The 22607-nt window shown below is 75.1% G+C and carries 15 protein-coding genes; 4 read left to right on the forward strand and 11 right to left on the reverse strand.

Annotated elements, in window-relative coordinates:
* Positions 1 to 5 precede the first annotated feature (5 nt).
* A complete protein-coding gene (locus AB0G52_RS21135) occupies positions 6 to 1163 on the forward strand; it encodes an MFS transporter (RefSeq protein WP_132887399.1) in 1158 nt (385 codons plus the stop codon).
* Between the two features lie 11 nt (positions 1164 to 1174).
* Here AB0G52_RS21135 and AB0G52_RS21140 read toward each other — a convergent pair whose 3' ends face one another.
* Positions 1175 to 1933, reverse strand: a complete 759-nt coding sequence (locus AB0G52_RS21140) for a DUF2182 domain-containing protein (protein WP_361337844.1) — start codon at positions 1931 to 1933, stop codon at positions 1175 to 1177.
* Positions 1930 to 2544 (reverse strand): DUF1326 domain-containing protein, encoded by a 615-nt coding sequence (locus AB0G52_RS21145; protein WP_132887400.1) that lies wholly within the window; start codon positions 2542 to 2544, stop codon positions 1930 to 1932. Before AB0G52_RS21145 ends, AB0G52_RS21140 begins: the two co-directional genes overlap by 4 nt.
* Positions 2545 to 2771: 227 nt before the next feature.
* On the opposite strand from AB0G52_RS21145, the gene AB0G52_RS21150 reads away from it, so the two are divergent.
* Positions 2772 to 4016: a DUF4241 domain-containing protein gene (locus AB0G52_RS21150; RefSeq protein WP_361337846.1), complete on the forward strand. Its 1245-nt coding sequence runs from the start codon at positions 2772 to 2774 to the stop codon at positions 4014 to 4016.
* Positions 4017 to 4022: 6 nt separating this feature from the next.
* On the opposite strand, the gene AB0G52_RS21155 is transcribed toward AB0G52_RS21150, so the two are convergent.
* The 7 genes from AB0G52_RS21155 to AB0G52_RS21185 form a co-directional block, all read right to left on the reverse strand.
* Positions 4023 to 4826: a LuxR C-terminal-related transcriptional regulator gene (locus AB0G52_RS21155; protein ID WP_361337848.1), complete on the reverse strand. Its 804-nt coding sequence runs from the start codon at positions 4824 to 4826 to the stop codon at positions 4023 to 4025.
* A gap of 173 nt (positions 4827 to 4999) precedes the next feature.
* Positions 5000 to 6766 carry a hypothetical protein gene (locus AB0G52_RS21160; protein WP_361337850.1) on the reverse strand — a complete coding sequence of 589 codons (1767 nt, stop codon included), beginning with the start codon at positions 6764 to 6766 and terminating at the stop codon, positions 5000 to 5002.
* Positions 6763 to 10305, reverse strand: a complete 3543-nt coding sequence (locus tag AB0G52_RS21165; protein ID WP_361337852.1) for a DUF5682 family protein — start codon at positions 10303 to 10305, stop codon at positions 6763 to 6765. Before AB0G52_RS21165 ends, AB0G52_RS21160 begins: the two co-directional genes overlap by 4 nt.
* A gap of 4 nt (positions 10306 to 10309) precedes the next feature.
* A complete protein-coding gene (locus AB0G52_RS21170) occupies positions 10310 to 11473 on the reverse strand; it encodes an AAA family ATPase (protein WP_132887687.1) in 1164 nt (387 codons plus the stop codon).
* Positions 11474 to 11508: 35 nt separating this feature from the next.
* Positions 11509 to 16443 (reverse strand): hypothetical protein, encoded by a 4935-nt coding sequence (locus AB0G52_RS21175; RefSeq protein WP_361337854.1) that lies wholly within the window; start codon positions 16441 to 16443, stop codon positions 11509 to 11511.
* Positions 16440 to 17294 carry a DUF4132 domain-containing protein gene (locus AB0G52_RS21180; protein ID WP_132887406.1) on the reverse strand — a complete coding sequence of 285 codons (855 nt, stop codon included), beginning with the start codon at positions 17292 to 17294 and terminating at the stop codon, positions 16440 to 16442. Before AB0G52_RS21180 ends, AB0G52_RS21175 begins: the two co-directional genes overlap by 4 nt.
* A 174-nt stretch (positions 17295 to 17468) precedes the next feature.
* Positions 17469 to 17861, reverse strand: a complete 393-nt coding sequence (locus AB0G52_RS21185) for a DUF5997 family protein (RefSeq protein ID WP_132887407.1) — start codon at positions 17859 to 17861, stop codon at positions 17469 to 17471.
* A gap of 130 nt (positions 17862 to 17991) precedes the next feature.
* On the opposite strand from AB0G52_RS21185, the gene AB0G52_RS21190 reads away from it, so the two are divergent.
* The gene (locus AB0G52_RS21190) at positions 17992 to 18774 is read left to right on the forward strand and encodes a LysR family substrate-binding domain-containing protein (protein WP_361337856.1); all 783 of its coding nucleotides are present in this window, start codon (positions 17992 to 17994) and stop codon (positions 18772 to 18774) included.
* A gap of 30 nt (positions 18775 to 18804) precedes the next feature.
* Here the strand turns inward: AB0G52_RS21190 and AB0G52_RS21195 are convergent, their stop codons facing one another.
* Together AB0G52_RS21195 and AB0G52_RS21200 are read right to left on the reverse strand one after the other, a co-directional pair.
* The gene (locus AB0G52_RS21195; protein ID WP_132887409.1) at positions 18805 to 20280 is read right to left on the reverse strand and encodes an MFS transporter; all 1476 of its coding nucleotides are present in this window, start codon (positions 20278 to 20280) and stop codon (positions 18805 to 18807) included.
* Between the two features lie 88 nt (positions 20281 to 20368).
* Positions 20369 to 20845, reverse strand: a complete 477-nt coding sequence (locus tag AB0G52_RS21200; RefSeq protein WP_358973378.1) for an Lrp/AsnC family transcriptional regulator — start codon at positions 20843 to 20845, stop codon at positions 20369 to 20371.
* Between the two features lie 214 nt (positions 20846 to 21059).
* Between AB0G52_RS21200 and AB0G52_RS21205 the strand changes: the two genes are divergently transcribed.
* Complete coding sequence (locus AB0G52_RS21205) at positions 21060 to 22547, forward strand: FUSC family protein (protein ID WP_132887411.1); 1488 nt, start codon at positions 21060 to 21062, stop codon at positions 22545 to 22547.
* Positions 22548 to 22607 lie beyond the last annotated feature (60 nt).

Consider the following 22607-nt stretch of genomic DNA (forward strand, 5'->3'; position numbering starts at 1 on the left):
AGCGCGTGTTCCCCGTCCAGGATCCCTTCCGGCGCAGCCGGTCCGCCATCGCCGCACTGTTCTGCTCCCTCGGTTTCCAGTACGCCACCTGGGCGTCGCGGATCCCCGCGGTCAAGGCGGACCTCAAGCTGACCGCGGCCGAGGTGGGGGTGCTGCTGATGGCCGCAGGCATCGGCGCCGTGGCGTCCTTCCCCCTGGTGCCGGTGCTCATGCGGCGGCTGGGCTCGGCCCGGCTGTCCCTGTTGTCGGCCCTCTGCCTGACCCTGCTGCTCCTGGGACTCGCCCTCGCGCCCGACTACCCGGCCGCCCTGCTGGTCATGGTGGCCGACGGGGTGTGCGTGGGATGCCTGAACGTGGCCATGAACGCGCAGGGAACGGCCCTGGAGACCCGCTACGGACGCAACGCCATGGCGAGGCTGCACGCGACCTTCAGCGCCGGCTCCCTGCTCGCCGCGCTGCTCGCCTCCGGCATGAACGCGGCCACCTCCTCCGTCACGGCGCACTTCGCGGTGGCGGCCGTGGTGCTCGTCCTGCTCGCCGCCCTGGCGCGGCCCGGTCTGCTCCCGGACGGGACACCCGCACCGCAGAAGCCGCGCGGGAGCCGGGCCGGACGGAGCCTGCCGTCCCGCATGACGCTCTGGATGTGCTGCGCCATGGCCTTCGGCACGGTGACCGAGGGCGCCATGAACGACTGGTCCGCCCTCTACCTCAGGGACGTCGCCAAGGCGTCGGCGGAACTGGCGCCGATGGGTATCGCCGTGTTCTCCGGAATGATGGTGCTGGCCCGCCTCTTCGCGGACGGCTGGCGCAGCCGCTGGGGCGACGGCCGCGTCGTGCTGCTGGGCAGCGCCCTGGCCGCCGTCGGGCTCGCCTTCGCCCTGGTGACCGGGGGAGCGGCGGCCGCCCTCGTCGGGTTCGCCTGCGTGGGACTGGGGTGTGCGGCCGTGACCCCGTGCGTCTACGTGGCCGCGGCGAAACAGGGTGCGGAGGCGCTGTCCCTGGTCGCCGCCATGGGCACGACGGGACTGCTGGCCGGGCCACCGCTCATCGGCTTCGTGGCGAGTTCGAGCAGCCTGGTCTGGGGCCTCGGGGTCGTCGCGACGGCCGCCGTCCTCGTCTCCCTGTGCAGTACGCGGATCCAGTGGACGCCGGCGAGCGGCTGAGGGGGCGCGTCCTACATCCCGGCCGTACCGCCACCGGTGAGGCCCGGAGCCAGTGCCGGAACCCAGAACACGGCGCCGGACAGGGCGAGCGAGGCGACGCCCACGGCACGGGCCACCAGACGGCCGGCGGGAGCCAGCTTCTCCGCGGTGATCACGGCGGTGAGCACCGCCATGGCCCACAGGTTCATCGCGCCGAACGCCGCCAGCAGCACCATCAGCGACCAGCAGCAGCCCAGACAGAACGCACCGTGATGGACTCCCGCCCGCAGATCCCGCGAGCGCCCCGGATGGGAGGCGTAGCGCAGCATCAGCCCGACCGGCGAGCGGCACTTCGCCAGGCAGCGGTCCTTGAGCGGCGTGAGCTGGTAGACACCGTTGACCGTGAACACGGCCGCGGCCACCGCCGTCCCCGCCACCGCGGGAAGCGCGGCCGCCCGGTCCAGGCCGGCGGCCAGCCCGTACGCCGGCAGCCCGGCCGCGGCCCAGACGAGCAGGTAGGCGACCGTGAAGACGGCCATCCGCGGTGCCCGGTGCCCGACGAGGGTGCGTGCGTACAGCGCGGCGACGGGAGCCGTGGCGGGCAGCATCATCGCGGCCGTCATCAGCGTCCACACGGCCAGGAAGGCGGGCAGACCCAGACCCATGGTCCCGGGCATCGCCGGCATACCGCCCCAGCGGGCCACCATCCAGAGCCAGGCGGCCGCCGCGGCGACCAGCAGCAGTGCGGCGGGGCTCGTCCGTGGGCGGACGGCGGCCGGTCGGCCGGTCACGCGGACCACGTGAAGGGCGCCGAGTGTCCGTTCCCGCCGGAGAAGTCCCAGGAGCGGCCGAACACCCCGTCGCCGGTGGCCCGGGTGGACCGGGCGACCGTCAGGGTGCTGCTCACCGGATGGAAGACGCCGGTCAGCCCCATGACGGGCCCGTCCTCGCCGAACTGCGGGGCGACCTGGTCCTCGATCTCGATGTCGATGGCGTCACCCACCCGCGCGGCGTGGCGGCGGCCGTCGTCGCGGTAGTCGATGGGCACCCGCTGCACGCCGAGGACCTCGCCGATCAGCGGGGTGAGCGCCGCCATCGGTCCGCCGGCCCGACCGGAGAAGACCTTGCCCAGCGCCTCCGCCTGAGCCTCGTCGGCCGCTGCGTCGAGGTACATCGCCACCTGCCAGCCGCCCTCGGCCATCACCCGCGGCGCGTCGATGAAGACGGCCACACTGCGGCCCGCGACATCCACCCCGTCCACGTTCCCGCGGTCCACGTGGAACGCGAAGGTCACCTGGCAGCGCTCGTGGTCGGCCGGGGCGGTGAGGCCCGAGGTGGTGCAGGGGCACACCGTGTCACAGTTGCAGCTCTCCAGGTACGTGCCGTTCAGATTCCAGGGCATGGCTCTCGGCCTCCCTCTTCCACGTCCCCCTCGGCAAAGGGAATGCATCGGGAGGCCCCGTCCGTCCCGGTGCCGCTCCTCCAGGCTATTCCCGGCGACCCCGGTCGCGCAGATCCGCGGCCCGCGCCGGTTGTCAGTGGTGGTCGGTACCGTTTTTCCAAGGCGGTTCGGGGCCGCTTTCGGCCAGGGCGGTCGCGAGGCGGACCGGGACGGATCGGGTGGGGGACATGAGCACGGTGGACATCTCGTACGCGCAGGGCTGGGACGCCGGGACGCGTCGCGCGTACCGGCCGCTCACGGCGGCGGCCGCCCGGCTGCGGGACCGCGCGGGGGAGCCGTACGTGGTGATCCACCGGGAACCGGGACGCGCCGAACCCGTCTCGGTGTACCTCGTCGCCTGGGCCGACCACCACGTCGGGCACTGGATGTACGACGAGGCGGGGCGCCGCACCCGCGAGTTCGACCTGCGGCTGCTCGAACCGGACCGCCTTTTCGTACGGCGGGTCGTGGAGCGCCGGTACTCCGCACCGGACCAGCCGGACCGCGCCCGCGACGCCTGGCGGACCACGCTGATCCTGACCCCCGGCGGCCGCGCCGAGCACATCGTCGAGGAACAGGGTGAGGCCGGTCCCGCCCGGCACGGGTGGTCCGACCTGCCGGAGGCACAGTGGTGGATACCCCGGGAGGCCTTCGGCGTCGACGAGGCCGGCGATCAGCACGACCCCTACGAGGCCGTGGAGCCCGAACCGGCCGGGTCCGGGGAAGGACAGGCACTGCCGGCCGCCCTGTGGCGCGCGCCCCGCCCGTACCACCCGGAGTTCGACGTCCAGGAACTCCTCCGGCCGGGCAACCGGTTCGACACCGACAACTGGGGCGAGCTGACCGTCGACCGGGTCGAGGACATCACCACGGTCAGGGTGCCCAGTGGCCGGCTGGTGGTCGCCGATCCTCTGTACCGGGGCGCCCCCAGGGAACTCACCGAGCGGATACCGCCCGGCGAGTACCCCCTCCAGACGGCGGTGCTCGTCGGTGAGGGCGAGTACGAAGGCGAACGCTTCCCGGTGACGGAAGAACCCCTGGTACGGCTGCTGATCTCCGAAGCACCCGCGGTCACTTGGGAGTTGGGGCTGGGTGAGAAGGAGGATCCCCGGCTGTTGCCGGACCGGGAGGCCTACGGCTTCCCGACCGACGCTGCCCAGGGCGCCTTCGCCGACGCCACGGCCTGGGAGACACTGGCCGACGCGTTCCGCCGCTGCTTCGACGAGGGAACGGACGACGGAGTACAGGACGTCAGGACCGGCAGCCTGCGCATCGCCGACGACACGACGGGCGGCGACCTGGTGAGCTTCCACACCGAGGGCGACGGCGCCTGGCCGGTCTGGCTGGGCCGGGCCGCCTCCGGCGCGCTCGTCTCCGTCGTGGTGATCACCGGCCGGCTGTCGGACTTCCGGCCGGTGCGGTCCAGGACCTGACCGCTCTTACGGGGACCCGTCGACCGGCGACCGCTCCGGCGCCGGCACCAGCCCCAGCCGCTGGGCGTGCAGCACCGTGCTGATGCGGTCGCGGGTGCCGAGCTTGCGGTAGATGTTCTCGACGTGCTTGTGCACGGTGCGCACCGAGATGCCCAGCCGGCGGCCCATCGCGTCGGCGGTCAGCGCGTCGGAGAGCAGGAGGAGCACGGTGAGTTCCCGCGGCGTCAGCGCGCAGTCCGCCGCGTGCTCGGCCGGCCCTGCGGCCAGCCGCCGCCACTCTTCCAGCAGCCGGCGCTGCTGCTCGACGGCGGCCAGCAGCGGTTGCGCCCGCTCGGCGACGCGCAGGTGGTCGTCGGTGAAGTCCGCACCGGAGCGGAAGACCAGGCAGCCCGTGATCGGGGCGACCGTCCCCGGCAACGGCAGCCCCAGCACCTGGTTCAGGTCCAGGGCGTCACCGAGCACCCGCGCGGTCGCGCTCGCCGTCCAGTCGCGGCCCGCGAGCCGACGGGCCGTGACCGGGGTCCGGGCGGGACCGGCCGCGTAGTGCCGGGCGAACGGATAGCCCGAGCGCAGCACCGCCACCGCCTCGTCGCCGAGGCGCTCCACCTCCAGGGCGGCGGCCGGCGGTACACCGAGCGTCCCCCTGCCCTCGCTCCAGTCGTCCAGCTTGTAGATCAGCGTCTCGCCGCCGCACAGGCCGGTCAGGGCGTCGGCGAGCAGTGGCCAGAGCCGCTCGGGTTCACGTTCGTGCAGTGCGGCCACGGCCAGTTCGGTGAGGCGTTCGTAGGCCCTGTCCAGCCCGTGTGACACGTCGTCCTCTCTGCCCGTTCCCTACGCAGTTTTACGCATACCCCCGCACCGGCCGGCTGCCGCATGCTTCAACCGGACACCGACGCCGGAGCGGGCGACTCCGGTCGAGCGGGCCGCCGGCACGGGGGAGCGGCGGCCCGCGACCGGTCGCCCGGCCCGGTCGCCCTGTCCGCTCAACCGCCCCACGCGGCGGTGCACAGCACCCGCTCCACCTCGTCGGTGTAGCGCGCCGCGGCGAGCCAGGTCCGCGCGAAGCGGCCGGTGTCCGCCGGGAGCAGGCGGCCGAAGACATCACGCGAGCGTTCCGCCGCCGCGGCGAGCAGTTCGTCGAGGACGTCGCCGGCCGTGGCGAGACCGTGCCGCCGCAGACGGCGGGAGTCCGCCGCGGAGTCCCCGGGGAAGGCCAGCACGCGCCGGCCCCCCGAGGCCGCCTGGGCGACCCTGCGGCGCAGCAGGTGGAGGGGGGCCTCCTCGGGCGGGGACGCCGTGCCGGCCGGCAGCGGAGCGGGCACGTCCGCCAGTTGTAGCCGGTCGAGACCCAGGTCGACCCGCTGTCCGGCGAGCGTGGGGTGTTCGCTCGCGAGCAACTGGGCGCGGGCGTGCGGAGCCGGTGCGAGCCGTGCGATCACCCGGAGCCGGCTGCCGCGGGCGGCGGCCAGCAACCGCAGGTTGTCGCGGTACGGGAGCGCCGGATGGTCGTGTGCGACCGTCAGCCGCAGCGGCACCCCGCCGCAGTCGGCCAGCAGGCAGTCACCCGTGGTCTCCCGCACCGGACCGACCAGCGTCACCTCAAGGAACAGCAGGTCGTGCCCGCCGCCGAGGGCGCGCCCGACCTGCTCGGCAACCGGTACCGCCCACAACCCGTCCAGCGGCTCGGCCCGCCAGTCCACGCCGGACGCCCGCACGGCCCGTACGCCCTTGCCCGCGCCCAGTCGCCCGGTCGGAGACAGAGTCGCCCCGGAGACCGCCAGCCCCGCCCGTGACAACGCGCGGTGCGTCAACGCCGTGTCACCGACCCGTACGGCACGGTCGGCGGCGCCCACCGCCCGCCCCGCGCCGCCCGGTGCCACGTCGGAGACGCTGCACAGCCGGCCCGCGGCGTCCGCGGTCCAGGTCACGGCCCCCGCGTAACCGCTCGCGGTGAGCACGGGTTCGGAGAACAGGCCGTACAGGCGCAGCGAACCGTCCGGGGTGTAGGGACGGCGTACGCTGCCGCGCAGCTCCGTCAGCTCCCCGCCGGTCGCGGACGGCACCCGGTGGGCCACGTACAGGGTCTCCGACAGGGCGGTGACCAGGTCGGCGAGCCGGAACGCCGGGTCGGCCGCCCGCGCCGCGCGCAACGCGGTGACCACGGACACCGCGGCCGAGGCCGCCCGGGGCAGACCGGCGAGCCGCGCGGTGTGGGCGGCACGCAACAACTCCGCCTGCACCACGGCGCCGGAACCGTCCGTACCGGCGTCGAGCACGGCAGCGGCGGCGGCGAGAAGGGCCTGCGCGGCGGTGAGCTGAGAGGGGGTGGCGGCTTCCTCCCCTTCCGGGGCAGGGGCAGGGGCAGGGTCGTGGGCCGGGCCGGGAGTCTCGGCAGCGGTCGGCCCGGGTGCCCGTCTCCCATCGGACCCCTCGGCCGGCGTCTCCACGGTCCCGGAAGCATCGCCCACCGGTGCCGCCGAGGCCGCCGCCGCCCGGTGCAGGCAGTCCGGGGCCAGCAGACAGCCACAGCGCACCGCCGCCGCGTCGGTCACCACACCACCCGGTGCGTGCAGTTCGAGCACGGACCCCTCGTCGTCGACGGAGATGCGCACGGTGTCACCGTCCCGGACGACGGCGCGGCCCGCCAGCTTGGCGACGCCCGCGTCCAGCCGCTTGCGCAGCCGGGGCGAAAGGGCCGCGACCAGTTCCGCGGTCACGTCCGGCGCCACCGCGGGCAGTTCGGTACTCATGCGATCTTCTCCCCTACCCAGCGGGCGAGTTCGAGCGGGCTGAGAGCGGCCACCGGCATCCCCGCGGCGACCAGCTGCCCCGCGACCCCGGTGGAATAGCGCGGACGGCCCGAGTCGTCCAGGCTCGCGCACCCCAGCACCTGGCACCCCGCGCCGACCAGCGCCCGCACCTCCGCGAGCAGTCCACCGACCGGATGGCCCTCCTCGAAGTCGCTGACCACGACCACGAGCGTGCGGGACGGCACCGTCACCAGCTCCCGCGCGTGCCGCAGCCCGGCCGCGATATGGGTGCCGCCGCCGACGCTCACCTCCAGCAGCAGCGACAGCGGGTCGGCGACATGGTCGGTGAGGTCGATGACCTCGGTGGAGAACGCCAGGAAGTGGGTGGACAGCGTCGGCACACCGGCCAGCACCGAGGCGGTGAGCGCGGCCCAGACCGTCGAGGCCTCCATGGACCCCGACACGTCGGTGACCAGGATCAGCCGCCAGTCGGCGGCCCGCCGGGCCCTGGTCCTGAACACGGGGTGCTCCGGGATCACCCGCACCGTGCCGTCCGGTGCGCGGCGGGCGCCGGCCAGGTTGGCCCGCAGGGTGCGCGGCAGGTCGAGGCCGCCGCCGGGGCGCCGGCCGGGACGCGGCAGCGCGGTGCCGTGCAACGCCGGACGCAGCCGCGTCGCCAGCTCCCGGGTCAGCGCGTCCACCAGCCGCCGCACCAGCGGACGCAGTGCCGCGAGCCGGGCCTCGGGCAGCCCGCCGGCATGCCGCAGCACCGAGCGCAGCAGGTCCACGGAAGGCCGCACCGTGTCCGGATCCAGCTCGGCCAGCACGTCCTGGCGCCCCGTCGCGGCGGCCGCCGCCAGCACCTCCTCCCGGATGCCGGGCCCGAACAGCGCCGCCAGCTCCTGCGACCACTCCCGCACCCCGGGATACGGCGCCTCACGCCCACCGCCCGCGCCGCCGAGTCCGCCCCGGCTGCCCTCCCCGCGCCCGCCGCCGTACAGCTCGTCGAGTGCGGTGGCCAGCGCACCGGCCGACGGGGGAAGTCGGTCGCTTCGGCGGCCCAGGAGCAGACGCCAGCGGTCGACGGGCGACAGCCGGTGCTCCTCCGGGGCCAGGGAGGTCCTGGAGCCGTCGGCCTCCGGCTCCGCGTGATCCCGGGGCGAGGGGAGCAGGCCGAGCACCCGCAGGGTGTCGCGGGCCGCGAGGTCCGCGCCGGTCCAGGTGGCCAGGGCAACCGGATCGAGCGCCCCGGTGTCGGCGACGCGGTCGGTGCCGAGGCGCCCCTCCACACCGGTCAGCAGGCGCTCCCGGTCGGCCGGGCTCAGGGTGTCGAAACCGCCGCGCAGGGCCGGAAGCCGGTCGAGGAAGTCCCGGTCGGACAGCTGCGACACCCGGTCGACCAGGGGCTCCAAGGTCGGTGCCGCCGCCTCCAGCAGCCGCCCGGCCGCCGTCAGCAGCCCTGTCAACCGGGCGGTGAGCGCGGCCCGGGAGCCGGGGTCGACCGCACCGTCGACCCAGGAAGCGACCCGGCCGCCGAACGCCTCCGGCTCCTCCTGGCCGAGCAGTACCCGGACGGCCCCGGCGGCGCCCCGCATCAACGGCGAACCGTCGGCGGCGAGCCGGGCCAGGGCATCGGTGAGCCGGACGCCGCCCAACGCGTCGGCGCGCTGCGCGAGTTCGAGCAGGGCGTGGGCGTCGGCCGGATCCTCGGAACCGGTGAGTCCGTCCACCTGGCGTACCGCCGCGGCGGTCAGCAGCTCGGCCACCGCGGCTGCCCTTTCCGTACGGTCCCGGTCCGCGTCGAGACCGGCGATGTGGCCGGCCCGCAGCCGGTCCAGCAGGGCCAGCCCGGTGAGGAGTTCGGGGAGCGTACCGGCGTCGGGCAGTACCTCGGCGGTGTCACCGAGCCGCTCCGCCACGAGGTCGGGCAGACCGCAGTGCGCCGCCTGCTCCAGACCGTCCAGCACCTGTGCCGCCGTGGGCCCGCCGGCGTCCCGCTCGGTGCGGGCGCGCTCGCGCAACAGGCCCTCGGCCGCCTGGGCGAGGGTCACCCCGCGGATCCCCGCGGCCGCCAGCATCGCGGCGGTGGCCGGTGTCCAGCGGACCTCCCAGCGGGAGGTGAGGGCGTCGGCGCCGCCGGTACCGGTCACCGGCCGTTGCTCGGCGTACGGCACCGAGCACAACGTCAGTCGGCGCAGCAGCAGTTCGCGGCGGCGGTCGAGGTCCGAGCGGAGCGGGTCGAGGCGGAGGTCCCGGGGTGCTCCGGGGCCGCCGTCGGCCGGACCGGGCAGACCGAGGACGCCGATCTCGGCCTCCACCGCCGGGAGGAGGCCGCTGCGCGGTGCGGCGGGCGCGGGGCGGCCGGTGCGGTTGCCGATCAGTACCGTCTCCATCGCTCGCGCGACGGCTCGGCCCCGGCCGTACGGCTCGCCCTGGGCCAGCACCGTCTGGACCGCCTCGACCAGCTCGCCACGGCCCGCGGCGGGGAGGCCGCGCAGCCGGGCGAGGTCTCCGGCGAGGCGGGTGATCTCCTGTGCGTCCGCCGGGCCCGAGGGGTGGCCCTGGTCGCGGAGGGCGGCGCAGATCCGGACCGCGGCGCGGGTCAACGCGTCCTCCAGCACGGCCGGTTCACCGCCCGCTTGGAGGACCATGTGCTGCCACTCGGGGTCGCGGATACCGGCGGGGTAGCCGGAGCGCTCGTCCAGGAGGGCGTAGGTGTAGGGGATGAGAGAGGTGGTCCATTCGCGGGCGGGCCGGTGGGGGCCGGTCGTGCCCACGCGGCGGCAGCCGGGCATCGAATGCGGCCCCGCGCCCCCGTAGGGGCGTGTCAGTGCCGGTGTGTGGAAGGCGCCGACCACCATGGCCACCCGCTCCCCGTTCTTCGACGCCTCCGCCAGCCGTGCGCGCATCCACTCCTCCCGGTGCAGATCCACCTCCGACACGGCCGACTCCGCCCGCAGCGCCCACCCCGTCAGCAGCGCCGCCCTGCGCAGTGCCTCCGGTGCCGAACCGGGCGCGGTCGTCTCCACCAGCCGGTCCCAGAGGTCGTCCCCCGGGCGGCCCGTGAGCCGGGAACGCAGGGCGGCCGACAGGCCCCCCGGCCCCCGCGCCGCCGTGGACTCCCGCTCCAGCCGGCCGCGGTCCGCCAGTGGCAGGTCGCAGGCCACCACCGGTACCGCGTACCGCGCGGCCCACCGCACCGCCGCGAGCTCCGGGGAGAAGTCCGCGAACGGGTAGAAGGCCGGGCCGCCGCTGCCGTCGGCCGGTGCCGCGGCGAGCGCCACCGGGGCCCGGGTCTCCTCGTGGGCGAGCCAAGGCAGCCACTCCTGCAACTCGGCCGGCAACTCCACGAGCACGACGTCCGGCTTCGCCTCGCCCAGCAGCGCCGGGACGGCCGCGGCCAGCGACGGCGCGTGGTGCCGCACACCGATCAGGTAGGGCCCCGCGGGATCGGTGAGGGCAGCGAGCGCCGATTCGGGGGAGTCGAACGCTACGTCCTCACATGAGCCGGACGCGACGTTCTCGGGCGGTTCGGACACGGCGTCACGCCTCCAGGACCGTGCGCAGGTCCCACAGGGTGCGCCAGGTCGCCGAGCCCTGTTCCGCACGGCGTCGGACCGGGCCGTCCCAATAACCGCGCAGCCGGGCCGCGTCGGCGGGGTCGTCCTTGCGCACGACCCCCAGGAGATGGCCCGGCAGCAGGCCGAGGACGTCCCGGTCGCCGGGGAAGTAGGCCGCGGCCAGGGCCAGCGCGCCCGCCACCGACACCGCCTCCGCCGTGCTCATCACCGTGGACGGGCGCTCCACCTCCCACCCCTCGGCCGACCGTCCCTCGCGCAGGTCACGGAACGCGGTGACCAGGGCCTCCAGGACCGCGTCGTCGACCTGGAAGGGGGCCCCGGCCCGCTCCACGGACGCCTTGGCCTGGCCCCGCACCAGCGCGGTCTCGGCGTCCAGGTCCGGGATGGGGCCCACGGTCTCGAAGTTGAAGCGCCGCTTGAGTGCGGCCGACATCTCCGAGACACCCCGGTCCCGCAGGTTGGCCGTGGCGATGAGGGTGAAGCCCGGCGCCGCGTGCGCCAACGCGTCCTCGGTGCCCGCGAGTTCGGGCACCGCGATGCGCCGCTCGGACAGCAGCGACACCAGGGAGTCCTGGACTTCCGGCAGACACCGCGTGACCTCCTCCACGCGCGCGACGGCACCCCTGGTCATCGCGGTGAGCACCGGGGACGGGACGAGGGCCTGCCTGCTGGGTCCCTGCGCGAGCAGCAGGGCGTAGTTCCAGCCGTACTTGAGCTGGTCCTCGGTCGTGCCCGCGGTGCCCTGCACGACCAGACCGCTGGTGCCGCACACCGCGGCCGACAGCAGCTCGGACAGCATCGACTTGGCCGTGCCCGGCTCGCCGACCAGCAGCAGCCCCCGCTCACCGGCGAGGGTCACCACACAGCGTTCTACGAGGGCGCGGTCGCCGACGAACTTGTCCGCCACGACCAGCCGGCGCGGCACCCCCTGCGGCACCTCGGCGTCGTCGGGCAGCCGCAGCGCCCGCCCGCCGCTGCCCATGACGAAGGTGACGACGGCCCGGGGCGTGAGCCGCCACGCGGGGGGGCGCGGCCCGGAGTCGTACGCGGCGAGGAAGGCCAGTTCGGTGGCGTACCGGTCCTCGGGCGGGACGATCTGGCGGAGGGGAGCGGTGGTGGCGGTCATCTGCGGGGCGTCCTCGGTGGTGGAGCGGATCGTGGTCATCGGCGGCGGCCTCCGCGGGTCGCCCGGGTCGTCAGCTGCTCGTACGCGGGCGGGTCCCCGGCCCGTACGCGTTCCCAGGCGCGGGCGAACAGCTCCGGCACCGGGACCAGCGGCAGGGTGCGTTCGCCGTCGGAGACCGGGTAGAGGGCCTCCTTCCAGGTCTCCACCGGCAGGGCCGGAGCCGCGAGGTCACGCCAGCCGCAGGGCAGGAACAGGGTGCGGCCGGCGCGGGGCCGCTTCGCCTCGACCACCAGAGCGGTCGCCGCGAGTTCGGCCCGCGCCTTCTTCGCCCGGGCGGGCTTCCAGCCGCCCCAGCGCGCGCAGTTGCGGTCGGTCGGGTCGGGCAGCGCGAGCAGCTGGAGGTAGAGCGCCGCCGCGTCCTCGCCCAGGCCGTGGGCCGCGGCGACCTCGGCGACCAGCGCAGGCACGGTGACCGTGGGGTCCTGCGGGTGTCCCGCGGGCCCCTCCGCCGCGACGGCACGGGCGAGTTCGCCGCCGAGGAGCGTGCGGACGGCCCGCAGGCCGGACCAGCGCCCCGGGCCGACCAGGCCCTCCAGGAGCCCGAGGACGGAGTCGTCCGGGCCGCTCAGCGCGGCCGGCCGGAGCTGGACGTGCTCCGTCTGCGCGTACCAGGGGAGCAGCACCAGCGCCTCGCCGACCCGCGTCACCCCGTGCGCGTCGCCGCCACCGGTCTCGAGCAGGCCGTACACCTTGCGCAGCTGCACGGAGGCCGGACCGTTCTTCTCGGTCCAGTCCAGGCCCAGGTCCAGCAGCAGTTCGGGGTCGGACAGGCGACGGCGCAGCGCGGCCAGCCCGGCCGGCAGCCCGGTCCGCAGCGGATGTCCGTACGGCAGCACGTACGCGAGCGCGGCCAGGCTCTCCACGGCTCCCGTCAGCGCGTGCGAGCTGGGCACCGCCGACGGGTCGGCGGGCGTCAGGTCGCCGTCCGCGTCGGGCCGGAACACCGTGGTTCGGGCGAGCCAGGGGACCCGCGAAGGGTTGAGCACGCTCTCCGCGTGAGCGATTCCCATGCCGGCGAGATCGGTGCTGAGGTCCTCCGGCAGGCGGACCAGGGTGCCGAGCCGCTCGGCCCACAGCCGGCCCGCGGCAGCCGTGCACGGGCCGGTCGTCCACAGCTCGGCGGGGTCCTCGGGAAGCAGGGCACCGAGCAGTGCCCGCTGTTCGTCCTGGCCGAGCGAGTTCAGCAGTTCGGTGCCGAAGGCCCGTTGCCGGGGTTTGAGGCCGATGACGGCGAGCTCCTCGGCGGCGGGCGCCTGCGGCTGCCCGGCCACCAGCACGGCGGCCTGGAGCGGGCCGAGGCCGCCGTCCGTCGCGGCCACCAGTTCGCCGGGGGCCTCGGGCCGCCAGGGCGCTGAGCCCTTGTCCCGGACCAGCCGGGTGAGTTCGGCGAGCCGCCGGGCCGGTATCCCCGGGGTGTACCGGGTCTCCTCGACCAGGGTGAAGTGACCCACGGCGCCGAACACCCCGGACGGATCGTGGTCGAGGGCCAGCCACTCGACCCGGCCCCGCTGCGGGTCCACGCTCTGGCAGCCGAGCACGACCACCGTACGGCCGTCCCGGCGCAGCACCTGGCCCGCCCGCTGCTGATCGTCGTGCGGTTCGCCCAGCACGACCTCGCGCAGGGTGTTCCCGAGCCCGGGGAGCGGTCCCTCGGTCAGCGCCTCGAACAGCAGGAGCAGCGGCTCGCGCTGGACGTCGGAGAGCGCGGGCGAGGCGGCCCGGTAGGCGAGTGGCCGCAGGGCGCCCAGGACCGGCGGCCACACCGCGCCGATGCGGGGGACGGTGTGCTCGTCGCTCAGCCAGCCGTCGCCGACGGCGTGCCGGTCGCGGTGCGCGAGCGGTGTGCCGTCGGCGGGCTTTCCGGACAGCACGTGGTTCACCGAGCGGATCTGGCGCAACGTGGCGAAACCGGCGTACCACGCGTTCTCCAGGGTCACGAGTCCGGCGGCGGCCTCGCGCAGCGCGCGGTCCCCGCCGTGCTCGGGACTGTAGTCGGCGAACATGCCCTCGGTCCGCTGCCGGGGCTGCCGCGCCACCTCCTGCGGCGGTGTGGCGAGTTTCGTGGCCGTCTCGCGGGCCCGCAGTGCCGCTCGGACGAGGGAGGCGACCCCGGCGAGCAGCCGCCGGTCGGTCAGTTCGGGCAGTGCCGCCGCCACCGCGGTCAGGGCGACCTCGTCGGCGGCGGGCACCGCGGCCCTGGCCTTCTCGTCCTGACCGGCCCGGGTCAGCGCCTCCTGCCGTTCGTCCAGTGCGGTCGCCGTCGTCCGCATCAGCTCGGCCGCCGAGTCGTCGGACAGGGCGCGCAGCACGGCGGAGCCGCGTTCGTCGCGGGGACGCAGCGCGTGCCAGAACGGGACCGGCGGCACCAGCCGCGTCCCCGCCGCGTACGCCCCGCCGGACTCACCGAAGGACGCCCGGCCCAGCTCCGTGCCGTCGTCCGCGTGCAGGGAGACGCTCTGGTACGTCTGCGCGGCGATCGGCTCCGCCCCGCCCGGCAGCCGCAGCGCCCCCAACGGCACCCGGCCGTCGTGCCCCGTACGCAGGGTCGCCGTCCGTCCGTCCGGCGTACCGGCGGTCGTGCGGGCCTCGGCGCCCTCGCCCCGGGTGCTCACCCACCGCCCGAGCACCGTGCCGTCGGTGCCGAACGGGCTCTGCTCAAGGCCGGGTTGCAGCGGCAGCACCTCGCAGGAGCCGTGTCGCAGCGAGGCGTCCTCCTGGACCGCGGACGCCAGCAGCGCGGGCAGCGACGCCCGTCCGTGCTCGCCGGTCGCCGGGTCGTACTCCAGCCACACCGACTGCCGGCCCTGCCTGCCCTGCCGCCAGCAGGTGAAGCCGTCGCCGATCACCGGGCGGCTCGGCGGCAGGACGGTGTCCCCGGCGTGCAGGGTCCGGCCGCCCGTGGCGCGGCCGCCTCCGGGCAGCGGGATCGACGCGTGGGCCGCGTCCATGCCGGACCACCAGCCGGGGAGCTGCTCGCCGCCGACCGGGAACACGTCGGCCGGGCGGCTCGACCAGTAGCCGTACTGCTTCGAGCCGTCGCGCCACAGCACCAGCAACTCGCCGTCGGCGTACCGGAACCGAGGCCGCTGCCAGCGGTCCAGGTCGGTGGGCAGCCGCAGTTCGTGCGTGAGCAGCACCCCCTCGGGTCCGACCACGACCGCCCGGTGCCCGCGCGCCAGGATCAGCGCGGGCCAGGCCTCGGTCACCGCCAGGGAGTTGTCCCGGTCCTTGCGGATCTCGCTGTCCAGCAGCTCCAGCGCCTCGTCCAGGGCGGACCAGCCCAGCTCGTCCAGAATGCCGGCGCGCAGCGTGCGGCCGAGGACCGGGACGATGTCGTACCCGGTGAGCAGGCGGACTGCGGGCGGGCTCTCCTGCATCACGGTCCGGAAGGGGCGCAGTCGCTCCAGCCCCTTCTCGACGGCCGGCAGTCCGGCCGCGGAGGCGAACTCCGCGGTGGCCTCCTCCAGCCACTGGCGCAGTATGCCGCCGAGCACCGGATGCGCGGCGGCCTTGGCCAGGTCCTTGCCCTGGCCGCGGCCGAGCCCCTCGACGGCCCGGGCCAGCAGCCGGCGATGACCGGGTTCGGCCGCGACGGCCTGCAGGTCGCGCTGTCCGGGCCGCTCGTCGCCCAGCCAGAAGCCGAGCGGCAGGTGCACCTCCTCGTCGGCGCCGGGCACGGTCAGCGCGATGCCCTCCGCCACGCACAGGTCCAGCAGATCGAGGTCGGCGCCGGCCCGCCAGCGCCCGGTGAACAGGTCGACGGGCCGGCCGGCCGCACGCAGCCGCGGTGCCATCCGCTCGACCAGCGCCAGCGTCGCCGGGGAGCGGTGCGCGTACGCCGCCCCGTGCTTGCGGTGCTGCGCCCACCGGGTCAGCCAGTCCGCCGCGTCCACCTCCCCGCCCTCCTCGGTGAGCAGCAGGTCGGCCCCGCATTCCGCGAGCAGCGCCAGCCAGAACTCGTCGTCCGCGACCTCGCCGCCCAGCCCGGCCGGCATGATCTCCAGCAGCCGTAGCCGGATCTCGGGCCGCCGCTCCGTCAGGACCGGCAGCACGGCTCGGTAGGCGTTCCAGAACGAGGCGGGCGCCCGCACGGCGGCCGGGGACGCCAGCAGGTCGGCGACGAGCGCGCACTCCTCGGTGACCCGGTCCGTACCGGCCGCCTTGATCAGCCCGCGCGCGTCCTGCGGCAGCGAGGCGTACGGCGGCATCCCGGCCGCGCAGCGCTCCACCGTCAGCTGCCGGAACTGGGCCCAGGCGACGGCCGGTTCGAGTCGCCGGGCCAGGTCCCGCACGTACTCCTTGAGGGCCTTCACGGTGAGCGCCCCGGCGAACGCGAACTCCAGGAACACCGCCCGCTGCCGCTCCTCGTCCACCGCGAGGGCGTGCACCCGCTCCGCCTCCCTGGCCTTGCCGAAGAAGGCGGCCGCGTAGGTGGTGTTCTCGTGCTGGAGGAAGACCCGCGCGGCCTGCTCGTAGAACGTGGGCAGGAAGTGCGGGACCGCACGGCCCAGGCGTTCGCCGAGCGCCTCGAAGCCCTCCTTCGCGTTGCCCGGCTTGGACTTGGCCTGCCGGGCCAGCCGCTCCACGTCCTTGACCAGGGCGAGGGCGTGATGGCCGTTGGCCGGGTCGTGGACCAGGGCCCAGGCGGGGAAGCCGAGGGTCTCCCGGCGCACCTGGCCCACCTCGGGCGCCTCCGGTTCCCGGGCCAGGCCGAGGAACTCCAGGGCCAGGTCCTCGGCCTCGCCGAGGGTGCCCGGCACCAGCCGCACCACCGGGCGGTCGTCCAGTGCGGGATGGGTGTACGTGCGGGCGGTCAGGACGTCGGCGTCCTCGCGCCGGGTCGTGCCCGCGGGCAGGATCGCGCCGGCGTCGAGCAGCGCGGCCGCGGTGGTCTCGTCGTACCTGCTCATGCCGCCCGCTCCTCGTCCTCGACGTCCCGTCCCGCGTACAGCGCCGCCGCCATCCGCATGCCCTCCGACCAGGCGACCGGGCCGACCTGACCCAGCTTCAGCGTCCGGCCCGCCGGATCCGTCCACGCCAGCGGGCCGGTCTCGGTCTCGTAGTAGCCGTCGAAGTCACCGACCCAGACCCGGGCCTCCACCCCGCGGCCCGCCTCCAGCACCGAGCACACCGCGTACCCGCCGCGCACGCGGTACCCCAGCTGGGTGGCTCTGCCGTGCAGGAACCGCAGTTCCTTGAAGACGCCGCCCGCGTACTCGTCGACCTGGGTGGCCTGCGCGTCCAGCGTCGCCGGGCGGTGCCAGACCTCCCGGAACAGCTGCTGCGCCCGCTGCTCGACGCCCAGCTCCACGGCGAACTCCCGCAGCTCCGCGAGGTCGTCGAGCAGCACCGGGTGCGGCAGCCGGACCAGGTCGGGGGCGATGCGCACGGTGTCGCCGTCGAGGTCGACCAGGCCGAGCCCGCGCTCGGCGTCGGCGTCCCGCAGGAATCCGGCCACCTCGCCGTCGGCGTCGGTGACGACCAGGTCGCGCAGCGCCGCCCGCCAGGCGGGGTCCGGCCAGACCCGGGTCAGGACGGCCAGCGGCACCGGCAGCGAGCGGGTCATCCACCGCTCCACGTCGGCCAGGCACTGCCGTTCGTGCCGCTCCAGCCACTCGGTGAGCTGCCGCAGCCCCAGGACGGCCGGATCGTCCGCCAGCTTCGCCGGCACGGACTTCAGCCGCCGCCCCGCCGCGTTGCGGCAGACCACCTTCCCGTCGTCCAGGGCCACCTCGTAGTCCCCGGCCGTCACCCACCCCATGCGTGCCTCCCCGCACCGCAGTGATCAAGTGCTGGGAACTGTAAGGGGCACCACTGACAACGCGCTCCGCGGTCCACGACGGACGCGAAACGCAGGTCCGCACGGCAACGGCCCCGTCCGAGGCGGGCGTGCCTCGGACGGGGCCGTGGGAGAGAGCCGAACGGGCGGCCGGGATCAGCCCCGCCCCGCCTCCTTCTCGCGCTTCAGGCTCTTCAGCCGGGCGCCCTCCTTGCGGACCTCGGCCTGGGTGGCGCGCTCCTTGCGCAGCCACTCGGGCAGCTCGCGCTTGAGCTCCTCGATCTGCACGGTGGTCAGCGCCTCCGTCACCCCGCCGCGTGCCAGACCCGCGATGGACACGCCCAGCTTGGCCGCGACCACCGGACGCGGGTGCGGCCCGTCGGCCCGCAGGTCGAGCAGCCACTGCGGCGGGTTCGCCTGGAGCTCGTCCAGCTCGGCGCGCGTGACGACGCCCTCCTGGAAGGCGGCGGGCGTGGCGGGCAGGTACACGCCCAGCTTTTTCGCCGCGGTCGCGGGCTTCATCGTCTGGGCGGTCTGGTGCGAACTCATGAGGTCAAGGGTATCGGCCGGGGATACGAGCGCCGACCACGCGTGCCGGCCCGCTCGCGACCACGCGTGGCCGACCGCTCCGGTGCCGGGCCGTCCACCGCCCCCGACCGCGGCCGGTTAACCTTGCCTGGTGACAGGCTCGGAGGAAACACCGTCGTTCCGGCTCGCGTACGTCCCCGGCGTGACGCCCGCCAAATGGGTCCGGATCTGGAGCGAGCGCCTGCCCGACGTCCCCCTCACGCTCCACCAGGTCCCCGCCGCCGAGGTGGCCGGCCTGCTGCGCGCGGGCGACGCGGACGCCGGTTTCGTACGGCTCCCCGTGGACCGCACGTTCTTCAGCGCGATCCCCCTCTACACCGAGACCACCGTGGTCGTCGCCCCCAAGGACCACGTGATCACCGCGGCCGAGGAGGTCACCGTCGCCGACCTCGCCGACGAGGTCCTCTGCCACCCCCTGGACGACGTGTTCGACTGGGACGCCCCGCCCGGCGAGCCGGCCTTCGAGCGCCCCGCCACCACCGAGGACGCCGTCGAACTGGTCGCCGCCGGCGTGGGCCTGCTCGTGGTACCCCAGTCCCTGGCCCGGCTGTACCACCGTCGCGACCTCACCTACCGGCCGCTCACCGACGGCCCCCGGTCGACCGTGGCGCTGTCCTGGCCGGAGGAGGCCACCACCGACCTGGTCGACGACTTCATCGGCATCGTCCGCGGCCGCACGGTCAACAGCAGCCGGGGCCGGCAGCAGGCGCCGGAGAAGGAGCAGAAGCCGGAGCGGGCCGGGCGGTCGCAGAAGCCCGCGCAGGCCAAGGCGGCGCAGGCCGGCCGCGGAACGCCGCGGTCGCGCGGCACGGGAGCCAAGCGCGCCCAGCCCGCCAAGCCCGCGAAACGCGCGAAGCCCCGCCGCCGGTCATGACCAGGGGCGGGCCGCGGGCCCGGTCCGCTCCTACGGTTCCAGGCCCTGCGGCGCCAGGGCCCGCGGTTCCAGGCCCTGCGGTGCCTTCGTCCGTTCCCGCAGGTCGGCGACCGCCAGGCAGAGCGCCAGCAGGATGAGTCCCACGGACGTCAGCAGGCCGTACTGGAGCGCCTCGACGGCCGACCCGTGGTTGGCCAGATGCGCGAAGTACACGGACCCCACCACGGCGATCCCGGCCGCCGAGCCGACGCGCTGGCCGGTCTGCAGCACCCCGCCGGCGGCGCCGGCCCGCTGCACCGGGACCCGCATGAGCGTGAGCGTGGTGTTGGGGGAGACCGTGACGCCGGAGCCGATCCCGCCGACGATCATCGGCAGCACGGCCGCCCACCCCAGGCTGTCCAACGGCACGGTCCGCACCACCGCGACGATACCGAGCAGCCCGAGCGCCGCCCCGCTGAGGCCGAGGACGACCAGCTTGCGTCCGTGCCGTACCACCATCCGGCCGCCGAGCGCGGCGCCGACCGCGGAGGACGCCGCGAACGGCAGCACCGTGACGCCGGCGGCCAGCGCGCTGTATCCCGCCGCGTTCTGCAGGAACAGGGCGAGCACGAAGAAGACCGTGGTGAAGCCCGCGAAGTAGGTCAGGCTGATCAGCGCGCCGAGGGTGAAGGACCGCAACGAGAACAGGCGCAGATCGACCAGCGGTGCCCGGCCGAGCCGGCCCTGGCGCCGCTCCCACGTCCAGAACAGGCCCAGCAGCAGCGCGCCCAGCGGCAGCAGCGCCCACTTCTGCCGCCCGGTCCACTGCTGCTCCTGCACCAGCGGCAGCATCAGCGCGAGCACACCGGAGCCGAGGAGCAGCACCCCGACCGGGTCGAACTCCTCCCGCTTGCCGACGGCGGGGAACCGCGGCAGCAGCCGCAGCCCCGCGGCCAGCGCGACCACACCGATGGGCAGGTTGACGAAGAACACCCAGCGCCAGCCGTCGTCGGTGCCGACGGCGTCGATGATCACACCGCCGGCCAGCGGGCCCACCGCCGTCGACACCCCGATGACAGTGCCGAGCAGCCCGAAGGCCCTGGCCCGTTCGCTGCCCTGGAACATCTGCTGGATCAGCCCCGACGTCTGCGGGGCGACCATGCCCGCCGCCGCGCCCTGGATCAGCCGGAACGCCACCAGCGAGTCCGGGCTCGTCGCGAGTCCGCAGGCCGCCGACGCCACGGTGAAGACCGCGAGGCCGATGAGGAACGCCTGGCGGCGGCCGCGCATGTCACCGAGCCGGCCCGCGGGTACCAGGGCCAGCCCGAAGGTGAGGGCGTATCCGGAGACCACCCAGGCCTGGGCGGCATCCGTGGCACCCAGCCCGTGTTCCATGGAGGGCAGGGCGACGTTCACGATCGAGGTGTCGAGCAGCGAGATGAAGCCCGCCGTCAGACAGACCCCGAGCGCCTTCCAGCGCCGGTCTTCGGTGGCCGGCTGCTGTGGTGCTGCCCAGGTCGTGGTCATACGGACACGCTATGCAGTCATTCGGGTCGTCGCACGACCGGCGGAGCGAACGGGTCAGCCCCTCGGTGCGACGCCGGTCAGGACGCCGTCATCCCCGCGCCGCCCGGCCGATCGACTCCACCAGCGGCAGCAGCCGGTGCGGGACGCGTTCGCGCAGCGCCACCTCGGTCCGGGTGCGCACCACGCCCGGCAGGCTGATCAACTTCTGGATCACGTCCTCCAGGTGCGCGTTGTCCCGCGCCACCACGCGGGTCAGCAGATCCCCGCCGCCCGTGATCGAGAACGCCTCCACGATCTCCGGCACGGCGGCCAGCGCCTCCCCCACGTCGTCCAGATGTCCCTGGGTGACCTCGATGTGCACGAACGCCAGCACCGGATGGCCGAGCGCGGCGGGGGAGAGCACGGGCCCGGTCCCGGTGATCACACCGTCCCGCTCCAGCCGGTCCAGCCGGGCCTGCAGGGTGCCCCGGGCGACACCGAGGATCCGGGCGTACTCGCGCACACTGGTACGCGGCTGCTCCAGCAGCAGTCGAAGAATGCGGGTGTCCAGCTCGTCCACGGTCATCGCCTACGACTGTACCAATGGCTCACGTCGCGTTCGCCGCGAGCTGGGCCAATGGCCTCGCGGGTCCGTCGGCGTCCGCCTCCGAACTGGACCGATGGCACAGTGAATTCGGCCTCACTTGAGCCAGCTGCCCCCACGGTGCTCTCATGTTCGTGTCGATGGCGCTGCGGATCCCCGCGGCGCCATTTCCATGCCGCCCGTGGGAGGGGAATCAGTGCTGAAGAGGGTGTTCACGGCTCCTGACCCGGGGCGGGTGCGACTGCGCTTCGCCGCGCGGGCCGTGCTCGGCATCGGGCTCGCCGTCGTGGTCTGCGCCCTGGCCGGCCAATCGCTCACAGGCGCCGTCGCCGGCGGTCTCGCCGCCCTGCTCGCCCTGTTCACGGTCACGGACCCCACCGTGCGGGGGCAGGCCGTCACCACGGCGCTGCTGCCCGTCGTGGGCCTGCCGGTCCTCACGGCCGCGGCCGCACTGCACGGCGTACCGGTCGCCCGGGACCTGGTCTTCCTCGCCGTGGTCGGCGCCGGTGTGTACGCGCGTCGCTGGGGGCCGCGCGGTCACAGCCTCGGCGTGTTCGCCTTCATGACCTACTTCGTGGCCCAGTTCCTGCATGCCACCCTGGTCCAGCTGCCGGACCTGGCCGCCGCCGTCCTGCTGTCCGTGCTCTGCGCCGCCGCCGTCCGCTTCGGCCTGTGGTGCTACGAACGCCGACTGCCCACGGCACCCGTGCCTGCCCCGCCCGCCGGCACCGGCCTGGCCCGGGTGACCACCCGGCAGGCCGTGCAGGCGACCGCGGGCGCGGGTTTCGCGCTGGTCGTCGGCCAGCTGGTGTCCGGTCAGCGCTGGTACTGGGCGGTGGGCGCCACCTGGTGGATCTTCGTCAACACCGCCTCCCGCGGCGAGACGCTGGTACGGGGCTTCCGCCGGGTCCTCGGTACGGTCATCGGCATCGCCCTGGGCCTGTTGGCCGCCGCCCCCGTGCACGGCGCCCCGGTCCCCACCGCCGTACTGGTCGCCGTCGCCGTCTTCGGCGTCTTCTACACGGCCGCCGTCTCCTACACGTGGATGATGCTGTGGGTGACGTTCCTCGCCGCGCTGCTCTACGGCCTGCTCGGCGTCCTCACCCCGGACCTGCTGGCGCTGCGCCTGGCCGAGACCGCGGTGGGCGCACTCGGCGCCGTACTCGCCGTGCTGTTCGTGCTGCCGGTCACCACCCACCTCACCACCGACGCCTGGATCAGGCGCGCCCTGCGCTGCGTGCACGACTGCACGGCCGAGGCCGCCGCCCGGCTCGCCGGCGCCTCCGCCGCGGACCCGGCGCCCCGGGTGGCCGAACTGGAACAGCTGCTCGGCCGGGTACGGCTCTCGGTCGCCCCGCTCGTGCACCCGCTCAACCCGATGTCCGAGCGCAAGCGCCGCGCCCGCCGGGTCCTCGCGCTCCTGGACGACTGCGCGAGGGAGGTCCGCGGCCTGGTCGCCGTCGCCGGTGACCCGGAGGCCTCCCACGACGCCCGGCTCGCCGCCGCCTGCTGGCGGGTCGAGGCCGCCGTGGAAGCCCTCACCAGGGGCTCGGAGCACATCACCGCCCCCGCCGAGCCGCCCACGGAACCCGCCCTCGCCCACCTGCACGGCCTGGAACGGGCGCTGGCCGACCTCGCCGAGCCCCTGCGGACGCCCCCGGGCTCCCCCCTGGTCGGCGCCTGACGCGCCCCACCCTTGGTCTAGACCGCGAACTGCTACCGTCGGCAGAACGCATCGAGAGGG

This window comes from Streptomyces sp. NPDC021562 (assembly GCF_040640875.1).
Taxonomy (GTDB): Bacteria; Actinomycetota; Actinomycetes; order Streptomycetales; family Streptomycetaceae; genus Streptomyces.

What these genes read in the sequence shown, in the direction of transcription:
- AB0G52_RS21145 (WP_132887400.1), bottom strand. Translation starts at nt 2,544, where the DNA reads ATGCCCTGGAATCTGAACGGCACGTACCTGGAGAGCTGCAACTGTGAC.
- AB0G52_RS21150 (WP_361337846.1), top strand. Translation starts at nt 2,772, where the DNA reads ATGAGCACGGTGGACATCTCGTACGCGCAGGGCTGGGACGCCGGGACG.
- AB0G52_RS21160 (WP_361337850.1), bottom strand. Translation starts at nt 6,766, where the DNA reads ATGAGTACCGAACTGCCCGCGGTGGCGCCGGACGTGACCGCGGAACTG.
- AB0G52_RS21170 (WP_132887687.1), bottom strand. Translation starts at nt 11,473, where the DNA reads ATGACCGCCACCACCGCTCCCCTCCGCCAGATCGTCCCGCCCGAGGAC.
- AB0G52_RS21175 (WP_361337854.1), bottom strand. Translation starts at nt 16,443, where the DNA reads ATGAGCAGGTACGACGAGACCACCGCGGCCGCGCTGCTCGACGCCGGC.
- AB0G52_RS21180 (WP_132887406.1), bottom strand. Translation starts at nt 17,294, where the DNA reads ATGGGGTGGGTGACGGCCGGGGACTACGAGGTGGCCCTGGACGACGGG.
- AB0G52_RS21185 (WP_132887407.1), bottom strand. Translation starts at nt 17,861, where the DNA reads ATGAGTTCGCACCAGACCGCCCAGACGATGAAGCCCGCGACCGCGGCG.
- AB0G52_RS21195 (WP_132887409.1), bottom strand. Translation starts at nt 20,280, where the DNA reads ATGACCACGACCTGGGCAGCACCACAGCAGCCGGCCACCGAAGACCGG.
- AB0G52_RS21200 (WP_358973378.1), bottom strand. Translation starts at nt 20,845, where the DNA reads ATGACCGTGGACGAGCTGGACACCCGCATTCTTCGACTGCTGCTGGAG.